This is a genomic window from Rhizobium sp. 'Codium 1' (genome assembly GCF_020889605.1).
Taxonomy (GTDB): domain Bacteria; phylum Pseudomonadota; class Alphaproteobacteria; order Rhizobiales; family Rhizobiaceae; genus Allorhizobium; species Allorhizobium algae.
The window spans coordinates 83387-95946 of record NZ_JAJGPW010000009.1; the positions used below are offsets into that span (position 1 = coordinate 83387).

Genomic DNA, 12560 nt, shown 5'->3' on the forward strand with positions numbered 1-12560 from the left:
CCCAAAGCCTGGATTAAAATTGGCGCTCCGTGTCGGGGAATGCCGGATGCTTGTCAAGCAGAGCCGAAACGATCTTGCCGAAACCGATGCCGAGAGAAGACTTGACCATCACGACATCGCCGGCGCGGACCTCTGCGGTGACGAAATTCGCGAGCTCCTCCGTGGTCTCGAGATAGACGACATGGACCGTTTCCGGCAGCGCGTCTCGCAGCGCCGCCATTTCCGGTCCGGCGAGCCAGACGTGTTCGATGCCGGCAGCGAGCAAGGGCCCGGCAAGTTCGGCATGAACGCTGGGGGCGAATTCGCCCATCTCCAGCATGTCGCCGAGGACCGCAACGCGCCGCCCCTCGCCTGTCGGCTGGGCCGATGCAAGCACAGAGATCGCCGCCCGCATGGAGGCCGGGTTCGCATTGTAGCTGTCGTCGATGAGTGTCAGCACGCCTTCAGGCATCATGAGTTTGTGGCGCGCACCACGTCCCTTGACTGCCGTAAGGTTGGCAAGCGCCTCGATCGCCGCATCGACGTCGGCGCCGACAAGCGACACGGCCGCGAGAACCGCCATTGCGTTCTCGGCGAGATGCCGGCCGGGCGCACCGATCATCACTTCGCGCGTTTCGCCACCGAATGAGACCCAGACGGTCGAAACCTCGGCCGCACCATCGAATTCAGCGAGGCGGAACTCAGCCTTTGCATGCTGTCCGAAGCTGTGGATGTTCTCGATGCCACGGGCGAGTGCCGCCTGTTCGAGGCGCTCGTAATAGGGATTGTCCCGGTTGAGGATCGCATCCCCGCCATTGACGACGCCCTCGAATATCTCGGCCTTGGCATCGGCGATCTCGTCGACGCTTGAGAAATTTCCGAGATGCGCCGGCGCAACCGTCGTGATGATGGCCACATCAGGCCGCACCATGCGCGACAGCGGACCGATCTCACCGGGGTGGTTCATGCCCAGTTCGAAAACGCCGTAGCGCGTGTCGATCGGCATTCGGGCCAGCGTCAGCGGCACGCCCCAATGGTTGTTGAACGAGGCGACCGAGGCATGCACCTTGCCCGAAGGCTCGAGCGTCAAACGCAGCATTTCCTTTGTCGTCGTCTTGCCGACGGACCCGGTGACCGCAATCACGGTCGCAGGCGTGCGATCGCGTGCTGCCATGCCGAGTTTCTGCAGGCCGACCAGCACATCCTCAACGACGATCATCGGGATCGTCAACCGCCCGAGAGCCGGCAGTTTGGCTTCGCTGACGACGAGCAGCGAGGCGCCGTTGGCAATCGCGATGCTGGCATAGTCATGGCCATCGACGCGGTCGCCCTTGATGGCGAAGAACGCTTCGCCAGACGTGATCGTCCGGCTGTCGATCGAAATGCCGGTAATGCCTTCCGGCAGATTTCCGAAAGGCCTGCCACCCATGGCGACAACCATTTCACGCGCGGTCCAGAGCAGGGTCAACGGTCGAACTCCTCCAAGGCTTTGCGGACTTCGTGATGGTCTGAGAACGGCAAGGTCTGGGATCCAACCGTCTGCCCTTCCTCATGTCCCTTGCCGGCCACGATGAGCGTATCCCCGGCCGACATCATGGCGACACCGGCGCGGATGGCCTGCGCCCGGTCCCCGATCTCAATGCCATCAGGCGTCGCCGCCATGATTTCCGAACGGATCGCAGCCGGCACTTCCGAGCGCGGATTGTCGTCGGTGACGATGGCGATATCGGCCAGGCGCGAGGCAATCTCACCCATGATCGGTCGCTTGCCCTTGTCGCGGTCGCCGCCACAGCCGAAGACGACGATGACACGGCCCGTGGTGAAGGGACGGACTGAGGTCAGCACGTTCTCCAGCGCTTCCGGCTTGTGAGCATAATCGACATAGGCGAGCGCGCCAGCCTTGGTCTGGCCAACCAGTTCCAGGCGCCCTGAGGCCCCCTTCAGATGCTCCAGCGCCTTGAGCGCGACGGCAGGTGCGACGCCGGTCGAAATGGCGAGGCCGGCCGACACCAGCGCATTGGCGATCTGGAAATCACCGGCCAGCGGGATGTGAACTTCGAAGATCTCGCCGCCGTGATGGACCTCGGCCACCTGCTTGTGGCGGAAATGCTCGACGCGCTTGAGGCTCAGGAACGCCCCGCGGCGCCCGACCGTGCGCACATCGTGACCGGAGGCCTTCGCCACACGGATGGCCTCGTCGGACCAGGCGTCATCGGCAAAGATCACGGCCGGCGCACCCTTCGGCAGCAGCGTGTCGAACAGACGCATCTTGGCGGCCATGTAGTCTTCCATGGTCGGATGGTAGTCCATGTGGTCACGGCCGAGATTGGTAAAGCCGGCGGCCGACAGGACCACACCATCCAGGCGGCTCTGGTCGAGGCCGTGGCTGGAGGCCTCCATCGCGGCATGCGTCACACCCTCGTCGGCAAGCTCACCGAGCAGCGTGTGCAGCGCCAGCGGATCGGGCGTGGTCAGAGAACCATAGTCGTTGCGTGTGGGAGAAATGACGCCGGTGGTGCCGATCTGTGCAGCGGCATGGCCGGCTTCGGCCCAGATCTGGCGTGTGAAGGAAGCGACAGACGTCTTGCCGGCGGTGCCTGTGACAGCGACCATGGTCTTCGGTTGATGTCCGACAAAACGGGCTGCAGCCAGCGCCAGGAAGCGGCGCGGATTGTCGACAGTCACGACGGGGACAGACGCATCGACAGGATGCGAGGCAATGATGGCAACAGCGCCCTTGTCGATCGCCTGGGCAACAAAGGCGGAACCATCGGCCTTGCTCCCGGAGAGAGCGAAGAAAACCGTGCCCGGTGCGACCTTGCGGCTATCGGCAGAGAGGCCCCGAACCTCGACGGAGAGAGCGCCGCCGGCTGCCACCTGATCCCCAAAATCCTCGCCAGCCAGTGCGCCCAAAAGCATTTGCAGTCCATCCTTCCGGGGGCAAGTTCCGCGAATCGCCCCTCCTGTCGTCGATCTGATCAATAAGAGACGAGCAATGCCGAGCCGTCTTCCCCGAATGTGGGTTCTACACCAAGAATTGCGGCGCTTCTGCGGATGATCTCCTTCATCATCGGTGCAGCCGTATAACCGGCCGTCGGCCCGCCATTGTCATCGCCCGACTGCGGCTCGTCTATGAAGGTCAGCACCGCATATTGCGGATTGGAAATCGGAAACGCGGCAATGAAGGCGTTAAAGTTCTTGTCGTCCGAATAGCGGCCATTGACGACTTTTTCTGCCGTTCCGGTCTTGCCGCCGACATCGAAACCGTCGACGCGCGCGCGTCGCCCGGATCCTTTGGTGCCGTTCCATTCAAACAGGAAGCGCATGTCTTCACTGGTCTTTTCCTTGATGACGACCTGCGCGAGCGCGTCCGCCTCCTCCTTCGTGCGCGGCAGGAAGGTTGGCGGGATCAGCCGTCCGCCGTTGACCAGCGCCGACACCGCAACAGCCGTCTGCAAGGGCGTTGTCGACACGCCATGGCCGAACGAAATGGTCACCGAATTGATCTGCTTCCAAACGCGCGGCTGCGTTGGCGTGGCAACTTCTGGAAGCTCGGTCTCGATCTTGGACAGCAAGCCCATGCGTGTCAGGAATTCCTGATGCCCGGTAATCCCGACCGCTTCTGCCATTCGCGCCGTGCCGATGTTGGACGAATACTGGAATATCTCAGGCACTGTGAGGATCCGGTGCTTGCCGTGGAAATCCTTGATCGTGAAACCGCCAATGCGGATTGGATAGCGCGCATCGAAACTGTCGCTGAGCCTGACCTTTCCGGAATCGAGAGCCATGGCGGTCGTGAAGGCCTTGAAAGTCGAGCCCATTTCGAATGTCCCGTTGGACATCCGGTTCAGCCAGCCCTCCTGGGCCCCTTCCGTGGGTTTGTTCGGATCGAAGTCCGGCACGGAAGCCATGGCGATCACTTCTCCCGTATGCACGTCGAGAACGACGGCGCCGGCACCGATCGCTCCATATTTCTGGACACTTTGAACAAGCGTGTCGCGAAGGATGTTCTGAACACGAATGTCGATCGACAGGCGCACGGGCTCAAGCGGCGCGTCACTGGTCATGCCGAGCGCACGCAGGTCCGCCATGCCCTGATTGTCGATGTAGCGCTCCATCCCGGCCATGCCGCGATTGTCGATATTGACGAAACCGACGATATGCGAGGCGGTGGGGCCGCCCGGATAGAAGCGACGCTTTTCGGGACGGAAACCGATGCCGGGAATGCCCAGCGCCAGGATCTGGCTCTGCTGCTTCGGCGTCAACTGGCGGCGCAGCCACTGGAAGCGCGAATTGGACGACAGCTTGCGATAGGTGTCCTTGGCATCGAGATCGTCGAGGACGGTCGAGAGACGCTCGACGGCTTCGTCCGTGTCCACGATCTTGTGCGGCTCTGCAAACAGCGAAACCGTCCGAATATCGGTGGCGAGAAGTTCGCCATTGCGATCGAGAATATCAGGACGCGACGCCATCAGACGGTCCGCCGGGAAAATACTGGAAACCGTCTCAGGCTGCGCATGACCATACTGGATCAAACGTCCGCCGATGACGGCATAAGCGACGCAGAAGGTTGCGAACATGAGCCCAACGCGGGTTTTCGCCATTTCAGACTTGCGCTTGCCGGCACCCTTGAAGGATGCACTGTTCACCACCGCTCCGCCACGCTGCACATCCGTCGAGAAATGCGCCTGGCTCTTCAACAGCATGATTCGCGAGAGAAAGGTCATCAGCGGTCCACCGATCCTGTCGTGATGAGATCCTTGATGGGGTCGGAGGGCGCGCTGGCACTTACCGCACCCTCTTCGCCCTCCGGAACGGGAAGTTGGTCCTTCGGCATCGGCAATTCCATCGGCCGTGCGAGCTGTGTGGGCTCGGTCGGAACGAGCTGCAGCTCGGCGGCATAGGTCTGCACCAGACGCTCGAGCCGGTTTGGCTGGGTCAGCAACGCCTCGTCGGCCTTCAGCAGTTCGATCGTGTCGTTTTCCAGCTTGATCTCGGCTTCGAGGCGCCGCACCTCTGCCGCCTTGTTATCCGTGTCGTGCTTGATCTGGTAGGTCACCGTGGCGGCCGCCAGCATGGCGCCGACCATCAGGAAATCGAAGGGTCTCAGCATGGGTCAGCCTCCGATCTTTTCGAGAGTGGCAAGGTCAGGCAGATCGAAGATCGACATGTCGGCGCGCTCGGCGGGCGCCGAGCTTCGGATACCGGCACGCAGCTTTGCGGAACGAGCGCGCGGATTGATCTCGGCCTCTTCCTCCGTGGCTGCGACCATGCCCTTGCCGACCGGATCAAAGGTTGCCGGCCGCGCTTCGACCATCGGAAGATGGCGCGAACCTGACGCCTTACCGGAACGCTCGGAGAAGAATTTCTTGACGATGCGATCCTCCAGCGAATGGAAGGTCACGACAACGAGGCGTCCGCCCGGCTTCAGCGCCCGCTCGGCAGCGAAGAGCGCCTGGGCAAGCTCGCCGAGCTCGTCATTCACATAGATGCGCAGCGCCTGGAAGACGCGTGTCGCGGGATGGATCTTGTCCTTGGCCTTGCGCGGATTGACCGTCTCGATGAGGTTGGCGAGATCGCGTGTCGTCTGGAACGGCTCGATTGCCCGTCGCTTTTCGATTGCCCGTGCGATTCGGCCGGAATGCTTCTCTTCGCCGAGAAAGCCGAAGATGCGAATGAGATCGGACACCTTTGCACGATTGACCACATCAGCAGCAGAAACGCCGGAAACCGCCATGCGCATGTCAAGCGGCCCGTTCCTCTGGAAAGAAAAGCCGCGCTCCGCCTCATCGATCTGCATCGAGGATACGCCGATGTCGAGCACGACGCCATCGAGACCACCTTTCGGCGCGAAATCGGCAAGATTGGAGAATTCCGTGTGATGCAGCGTGAGTCGGCCACCGCTGGCTTCCACGAGGGCCTGCCCGCCGGAAATGGCGTTCGGATCCCGATCCAGCGCGATCACGTGCGCACCCTCGGAAAGGATCGCCGAGGTATAGCCACCGGCGCCAAAGGTACCATCGAGGATGACCTTTCCAGCCTCGGCCTCGAGAGCCCTCAGGACTTCCGAGAGAAGAACCGGAATGTGGCGAGCCGGTCCGCCATCGGCTTCAGGAATACCTTCGCCAAGTGTCGCCGCCATTCCGTTTCCCCGTCCTTCTAGGTGCGCAGACCTCGTTGCCTGACCACCTCTCTGGCTCTCGCCTGCGCCTCGTGAAACGCCTGCGGTTGCCACACCTGAAAATGATCCGAACGACCGACGAAACAGACCTCCGAGGAAATCCCCGTGAAATCCCGGATGAAATCCGTCACCGCCAATCGTCCCTCGGCATCGAGTCGCGTGAAGACGCCGCCACCATGAAGCAAGAGCGACATCTCGTTTGCCTCCAACGCGAAGGGATCCTCGGCAGCCACCTTCCGCTCGTACCGCTCGAGCAGATCCGGACCACCTATGTTGATTGCCGGATAGACGAAATCCTGGAGACAATAAAGCTCCTGAATTCCGCGCTGCACCAGCACGGCACGAAAGGCCGCAGGGACGGAAACCCGTCCCTTCGCATCGATCCTGTTTGTCGCATTGGACAGGAAGCGGCTCACCAATGAAAACCGACCTCCCCTTGAACGAGGGACCTGAAAACGGCCCTCGGAGACTCATGGATACACCAACCGCCAAACCCGCGAAGCGCCCGCCCGAACAACGGGACGGAACACCTGATTCACGGGACTTCGAGGATGAAACGATCCCCGTAACGGCATGCAATTGGGATACCATGGGACAATATGGGCGTCAATGGGAACGGTCGGGATGAGCCAGCTCCACGATTCAAATATTGATAGGCGGTTAAGCTTAACGAATGGTTAGAAACTGCTGTTTTCCGAAGCTTTTTCGGCCGGCAGGACCGCAGGCTTCACAGGCGCCCACGCCCCGCGTTCCGCCTGTGTTTTCAGGCGCTTCGCACGAAAGTGCAAAAAAGGAGAATTTTGCCAGTTGGCCTGTAAGCCGGGTTCTGTAAGGCCCCGGTTTCCCGGGACGCGGCAGCCATTCATCTGGGACAACGCTTGCGCGCTGCCTCTCGCAACCCACCCGGATGACTGGCCCAGAAACAGGCTGTAGCGATGCTTTCGCGCCGCCCGCGTCATCCCTATTCGGTCTTGCTCCCGGTGGGGTTTGCCGTGCCGTCCCTGTTGCCAGCGACGCGGTGGGCTCTTACCCCACCCTTTCACCCTGACCTCGCATGCGAGGCGGTTTGCTTTCTGTGGCACTTTCCCTGAGGTCGCCCTCGCCGGACGTTATCCGGCACCGTGTTTCCGTGGAGCCCGGACTTTCCTCACCCTACCGCCTTTCGGCATTGGTAAAGCGCGGCTGCCCGGCCAACTGGCAAGCGGTCCTTAGCCGACCCTCTGCCCGATTGCCACCGAAAAGCGAGCACGGGGGACCACTTGGACGCTTTTGGTGAATCAGTCCCTGAAGACCGGCCGGAAGATGTCGCCATAGACATCGTCGACAATCCGGCCATGCTGCATGAGTTCGGCGCCGAGGCGCCCGATCTCGTCCGAACTCTTCGCGGCCGCGCCGCAGCCACCGGTCAGAACCGCGATTCGCTCGCTGGCAAAGCCGATCGCCGGATAGTTGTTCGGCGTGAACGAGGTCACGCAGGCGGCCATGGAGATCGGGGCGTCTGACAAGGTCGGCACGAGGCCGGTGATGATCCGGTGCAGGTGATCGCGCGTGGTGAGCCGACCACCGCGTCGGAACCAGGCACGGATCTCCGGCTCGACGTCCAGCTGAAGATCGTCGGGGTCGCCACCGATCTTCAGGTAGGTCTTGCCGTCCGGATAGCGCACCGGCGGCAGAAGATAAATGTGATCGGTGGGATTGTCGGACTGATGAATGAGCGACGGCATGCCGGCATAGCCGGCCAGATTCTCGTCTGCAATCTCGAAGAAGGCGACCGTTCGGCCGTATACCTTGAGATCGAGAGGGCGCGGAACAAGGTTCTCGTTGATCGAAAAACCGCCGGCCGCAATCAGGACACGCTCGGCGGTATAGACAGCGCCGTCGTCCGTGGTGACGATGGCGAGACCACCTTCCTCCCGAACCGACACAGCCGTACGCCGAACCACCGTAGCGCCCGCTTTTTCCGCAAGGATGCTCTGCGCCTCGACGAGCCTGCGCGGATTGACATAGCCGGCATTCGCCTGCTCGAAAACGCCCTCGAAATCGGATCCGAAATCGAAATAGCGGAACCGCGACGTGAGCGCCGCGTCCGACAAGATCTCGACCGATACGCCGAGCTGTTGTGCGGCGGCCTCGACCTGTCCGACATAGGGGTCACGTCCGCCGCGCCTCGGCCCGACGATCAGGCAACCGACCTCGGCGTAGAACTCGACCCCGCTTTCGATTGCGATATCGCCATATCGTGCGATCGAGCGATTGGCCATCCGGGCCCATATGGGATCGGAATCGATTGTCCGGGTGATCCGGGCTTCGTCATAGTGACTGGAGAAGACCCCGTGATGATTCGCCCAGTCCTTCGGCTCATCAGGGCCGATGACGGCAACCCCATCCCCCTGCAGGGCAAGATAGCGGGCAGCCGCAGCGCCCATCATGCCCCGACCAACGACAATCGACTTGTACCGCTGAACCATGCGTCACCATCCTTACATTGCGTGCGGTGATAGCATGACGAACCCGGCTGTCCAGACAGTTTGCAACCGTGTGGAGATTTCTCAGTTGCCGATCAAGGCGATGACCTTGCCGCAATAGCGCTTCGAAACCGGGTTCATGCGCTTGGCACCGTGCCCTGCATTATAACGCAGGATGGTTCCGCAGGTTTCTCCGCCACCGAGCTCATGGGCTTTGGAAAGATACTTCATGCCGTAGCGGATATTGGTGTCGGGATCATAGAGACCCTTGGTCTTGCCACGATACCCCATGGACCGTGCCGTCGCCGGCTTGATCTGCATCAGCCCCACCTCGCCGGCACTGCCGCGCGCCTTGGGATTGAAGTTGCTCTCGACGCGAACGACAGCATGGGCGAGATCGACAGGGACGCCATAGGTCTTGGCATACTTGGTGATGATGGCGCTGTAGGGGCTCTTGGAGAAGGCCGGAGCTGCGGGATAGCCGGCATCGCGGTCGATCGTCTTCAAGGGCTTTTTGAAGCTTCGCTCCTCGCTATTGGCAAGCGCGGACTGGGTGTGAGTCAAAAGAAGTGCGATGCATGCCGCGGCAGCGAAAAGACGTCGTATCATGAGAAGGTTCAGTCTCCAGTCGAGAACCGGAATCGGCGCGCATCAAAGCGGACGCAGTTCAGCGTTGCGAGCCCTGTTCGGACTGCCCGTTTCGGTTCTCTCAAGTTGATGTTCGCGCCGGGTTTCAAAGAGAACCGCTGGCGCCGTTCAGCCCGTCCTTTAGAGCCGCCCAATAAGGAATTCGTGTGGCAGTGCAACAAAACGGCACTGAATTCGTTAATCCTATTGGCTTTGCGGAAGGTGCCGGAGGCGCTGGATCAGGTGAAACGCGGCAGGTTCGTCAGCAGCCGATGCAGTGTCTCGATGGTTGAGCTATCGGCGACACCGTCAACCTTGGCCTGCCGGAAATGGCGCTGGAATGCGGCAACCACGCCTTCCGTCTGAAGGCAGAATTCACCAGAGATCTCAATGCCGTAACCATAGAGCGAAAGCATCGACTGCAGCGCCTCGATCGGCTGCCCCCGGTCGCCACGCTGGAAGAAGCGACCGCCGCTGATCGGAGCCGGCTCCACCCAATGGCCGACACCTCCTTCATGGAGCGCCGCCCAGGGGAAATTTTCACCCGGATCGAGCTTGCGAATGGGAGCCACATCGGAGTGAGCCAGCACCCGTTCGGGGGCTATTTCATGCCGGTTGACGCATTCGCGACACAATTCGATGACGGATTGGATCTGCTTTTCGGGAAAGTCAGGAAGTCCGGCCGGGTGTCCTGCATTGACGATTTCGATGCCGATCGACCGCGAATTGATATCCGTCTCGCCCCCCCAGACGCTTTTGCCCGCGTGCCAGGCCCGACGCGACTCGGGAACCATCTGCACCACGCCCCCGTCCTCATGCACGAGGTAATGGCTGGAGACCTGGCTTTCCGGCGTGCACAGCCAGGCTTGAGCGCCTTCGGCCGACGGCATGCCCGTATAGTGGAGGAGAAGAATATCGGGCCGATCCACGCCCAGCCGTTCACCGTGATTGGGCGACGGACAGACCTCCGCGCGCTTGAAATCCGCGGTGAACGAACTCATGCCGCCCGGCGCGCCTTTTCGATTGCGGAATAAGCCTCGTTGAACTTGGCCATGCGGTGATTGGCGACGGCGTGAAACTCCGTCGGCACACCGCGGGCATGCAGCCGGTCGGGATGATGTTCGGCGGCGAGCGCCCGGTAGCGCTTGCGGATGGTCGCGAAATCGTCGGACGGGTTCACGCCGAGAACGCCATAGGGGTCGCCATTTAAGTGGATGTGCCGTTCGGTAATCGAGGCGAACCGCTCGTCGGATAGACCAAAGATCTCCGCAATGCGGGCAAGGAAGGCAAGTTCCTTCTCGTGCACGAGGCCATCAGCCTTGGCGATGTGAAACAGCGCGTCGATGATATCCTCGAGCACCGGGCAGAACTGGTCGCAGGTCCGGCACATGCCGGCGAGGTTCTTCGCATAGGTCTCGAAACCGGCCACATCCTGGCGGGCGAGATTGTAGAGCCGCGCGACGTTGCGAGCCTCTTCAGGCGGAAACTCGAAGATCTTGCGGAAGGCCTCGACCTCGGCAGTGGAGACAACTCCGTCTGCCTTGGCCATCTTGGCAGAGAGCGCGATGATGGCGACGGAGAAGGAAACGCGACGACGCGTTTCGGGATCACCTTCGAACGCCGTGCGAACGGCCTCGACGATGCTGCCGATCACATTGCCGGCCGCGTCACCGATCGCCCCGAGCAGGCGGTCCCAGAATGACGATAATTGTTCGCAGGCGAAATCGAAGATCATGGCCAAGCTTGACCAAAAAAGACCAGAAAAAGCAAGAAGGCGGGGCCTCTGCCGAGGATTAAAGTTTCTTCATCTTGGATCCATTTCGCTGAAGACCTCTATTTGCATGCCTTGGCGAAGCTCGAAACCTCATCCCGGGAGGGGGCGGCAGCGGCACCGCAATTTGAAACGATTATATTCGGACACGCATCGTGAAATCGGGCGAAACACCCGTTTTCCTTGATTTTTTGGCTTTACAGCGCGTCTCGCCTGTCGCATCCATTTGCCACCTGAACCAGACGACGGACGGGCGATCACGGTGCCCGAGGAGGAATGATGGCCAAGCAGAAAGTCGCGATGTTGACCGCCGGGGGCCTCGCGCCCTGTCTCTCGTCTGCAGTCGGCGGTTTGATCGAGCGCTATACGGACATCGCACCCGAGGCCGAGCTTATCGCTTACAAGTCCGGTTTCCGCGGCCTGCTCATGGACTACAAGATCGAGATCACCAGGGAGATGCGCGAGAAGGCCTACCTCCTGCATCGCTATGGCGGCTCGCCGATCGGCAACAGCCGCGTGAAGCTGACCAATGTGGCAGATTGCGTGAAGCGCGGCCTGGTCAAGGAAGGCGAGAACCCGCTCCGCGTTGCAGCCGAACGCCTCGCGGCTGACGGCGTCACCATATTGCACACGATCGGCGGAGACGACACCAACACCACGGCCGCCGACCTTGCCGCCTATCTCGGCGCGAACGGCTACGACCTGACAGTCGTCGGCCTGCCGAAGACGGTCGACAATGACGTCTACCCGATCAAGCAGACGCTGGGCGCCTGGACTGCAGCGGAAGTCGGCGCGCGCTTCTTCGACCATGTCTCGAACGAGCAGAGCGCCTCGCCGCGCACGCTCGTCATTCACGAGGTCATGGGCCGCCACTGCGGCTGGCTGACCGCAGCAACCGCCCGCGCCTATATGCAGCGCACACAGCACAACGAATATGTCGAAGGCTTCCTGATGAACGAGGAGCTGAAGAACATTGACGGGCTCTATCTGCCGGAGACCAATTTCGACATGGACGGCGAAGCCACCCGCTTGAAGCGGATCATGGATCGCACGGGCTTCGTCACCCTCTTTGTCTCCGAAGGTGCCTGCATGGAAGAGATCGTCGCCGACCGCGAGGCTGCCGGCGAAGAGGTCAAGCGCGACGCCTTCGGCCATGTGAAGCTCGACACGATCAATGTCGGCAACTGGTTCCAGAAACACTTTTCCAAGCTGCTCGATGCCGACCGCTCTATGGTCCAGAAATCGGGCTACTACGCGCGTTCCGCCCCGGCCAATTACGAAGACCTGCGTCTGATCCAGAGCATGGTCGATCTCGCTGTCGAAGGCGCACTCGGCAAGGTCTCCGGCGTCACCGGCCACGACGAGGACCAGGGCGGCCGCCTGCGCATTATCGAGTTCCCCCGCATCAAGGGTGGCAAGCCGTTCGACCTCGGCACACCCTGGTTTGCAGAAGTGATGGACTATCTGGGCCAGAAGTACCGCCCGATCCATTGACCTGATCGCCGAAAGCTGGCTTCCTCTTGTTGGAGGAGTGAGT

At 61.3% G+C, this 12560-nt stretch carries 11 protein-coding genes and 1 other RNA gene; 1 reads left to right on the forward strand and 11 read right to left on the reverse strand.

The features are described from left to right. Positions 1–13: 13 nt before the first annotated feature. From LJE98_RS18945 to LJE98_RS18995, 11 genes are all read right to left on the reverse strand, one after another. A complete protein-coding gene (locus LJE98_RS18945; protein ID WP_229576826.1) occupies positions 14–1447 on the reverse strand; it encodes a UDP-N-acetylmuramoylalanyl-D-glutamyl-2,6-diaminopimelate--D-alanyl-D-alanine ligase in 1434 nt (477 codons plus the stop codon). Further along, positions 1444–2898, reverse strand: a complete 1455-nt coding sequence (locus tag LJE98_RS18950) for a UDP-N-acetylmuramoyl-L-alanyl-D-glutamate--2,6-diaminopimelate ligase (protein ID WP_229576827.1) — start codon at positions 2896–2898, stop codon at positions 1444–1446. The genes LJE98_RS18945 and LJE98_RS18950 overlap by 4 nt, the downstream gene beginning before the upstream one ends. Positions 2899–2957: 59 nt before the next feature. Next, complete coding sequence (locus LJE98_RS18955) at positions 2958–4706, reverse strand: peptidoglycan D,D-transpeptidase FtsI family protein (RefSeq protein WP_229576828.1); 1749 nt, start codon at positions 4704–4706, stop codon at positions 2958–2960. After that, positions 4706–5092: a cell division protein FtsL gene (gene ftsL / locus LJE98_RS18960; protein ID WP_229576829.1), complete on the reverse strand. Its 387-nt coding sequence runs from the start codon at positions 5090–5092 to the stop codon at positions 4706–4708. Before ftsL ends, LJE98_RS18955 begins: the two co-directional genes overlap by 1 nt. Before the next feature lie 3 nt (positions 5093–5095). Beyond that, the gene (gene rsmH, locus LJE98_RS18965) at positions 5096–6121 is read right to left on the reverse strand and encodes a 16S rRNA (cytosine(1402)-N(4))-methyltransferase RsmH (RefSeq protein WP_229576830.1); all 1026 of its coding nucleotides are present in this window, start codon (positions 6119–6121) and stop codon (positions 5096–5098) included. Positions 6122–6138: 17 nt separating this feature from the next. Then, entirely contained in the window at positions 6139–6576 is a 438-nt protein-coding gene (gene mraZ, locus LJE98_RS18970; protein ID WP_136542797.1) for a division/cell wall cluster transcriptional repressor MraZ, read from the reverse strand. Positions 6577–6959: 383 nt separating this feature from the next. Further along, positions 6960–7358, reverse strand: an RNA gene (gene rnpB, locus LJE98_RS18975) — RNase P RNA component class A. Between the two features lie 79 nt (positions 7359–7437). Continuing rightward, positions 7438–8628 carry an FAD-dependent oxidoreductase gene (locus LJE98_RS18980; protein WP_229576831.1) on the reverse strand — a complete coding sequence of 397 codons (1191 nt, stop codon included), beginning with the start codon at positions 8626–8628 and terminating at the stop codon, positions 7438–7440. Positions 8629–8709: 81 nt separating this feature from the next. Further along, positions 8710–9234, reverse strand: a complete 525-nt coding sequence (locus LJE98_RS18985; protein WP_229576832.1) for a lytic transglycosylase domain-containing protein — start codon at positions 9232–9234, stop codon at positions 8710–8712. A gap of 257 nt (positions 9235–9491) precedes the next feature. Further along, positions 9492–10253 (reverse strand): N-acetylmuramoyl-L-alanine amidase, encoded by a 762-nt coding sequence (locus LJE98_RS18990; RefSeq protein WP_229576833.1) that lies wholly within the window; start codon positions 10251–10253, stop codon positions 9492–9494. Further along, positions 10250–10987 (reverse strand): J domain-containing protein, encoded by a 738-nt coding sequence (locus tag LJE98_RS18995; RefSeq protein WP_229576834.1) that lies wholly within the window; start codon positions 10985–10987, stop codon positions 10250–10252. Before LJE98_RS18995 ends, LJE98_RS18990 begins: the two co-directional genes overlap by 4 nt. A gap of 315 nt (positions 10988–11302) precedes the next feature. Here LJE98_RS18995 and LJE98_RS19000 point away from each other — a divergent pair, with 315 nt between their 5' ends. Further along, complete coding sequence (locus tag LJE98_RS19000; protein ID WP_229576835.1) at positions 11303–12517, forward strand: pyrophosphate--fructose-6-phosphate 1-phosphotransferase; 1215 nt, start codon at positions 11303–11305, stop codon at positions 12515–12517. Positions 12518–12560: the final 43 nt, after the last annotated feature.

Excerpts from the sequence above, each read along its gene's own strand:
- rsmH (WP_229576830.1), bottom strand. The coding sequence starts at position 6,121 with ATGGCGGCGACACTTGGCGAAGGTATTCCTGAAGCCGATGGCGGACCG.
- LJE98_RS18990 (WP_229576833.1), bottom strand. The coding sequence starts at position 10,253 with ATGAGTTCGTTCACCGCGGATTTCAAGCGCGCGGAGGTCTGTCCGTCG.
- LJE98_RS18995 (WP_229576834.1), bottom strand. The coding sequence starts at position 10,987 with ATGATCTTCGATTTCGCCTGCGAACAATTATCGTCATTCTGGGACCGC.
- LJE98_RS18985 (WP_229576832.1), bottom strand. The coding sequence starts at position 9,234 with ATGATACGACGTCTTTTCGCTGCCGCGGCATGCATCGCACTTCTTTTG.
- LJE98_RS18955 (WP_229576828.1), bottom strand. The coding sequence starts at position 4,706 with ATGACCTTTCTCTCGCGAATCATGCTGTTGAAGAGCCAGGCGCATTTC.
- LJE98_RS18980 (WP_229576831.1), bottom strand. The coding sequence starts at position 8,628 with ATGGTTCAGCGGTACAAGTCGATTGTCGTTGGTCGGGGCATGATGGGC.
- LJE98_RS18950 (WP_229576827.1), bottom strand. The coding sequence starts at position 2,898 with ATGCTTTTGGGCGCACTGGCTGGCGAGGATTTTGGGGATCAGGTGGCA.
- LJE98_RS19000 (WP_229576835.1), top strand. The coding sequence starts at position 11,303 with ATGGCCAAGCAGAAAGTCGCGATGTTGACCGCCGGGGGCCTCGCGCCC.
- ftsL (WP_229576829.1), bottom strand. The coding sequence starts at position 5,092 with ATGCTGAGACCCTTCGATTTCCTGATGGTCGGCGCCATGCTGGCGGCC.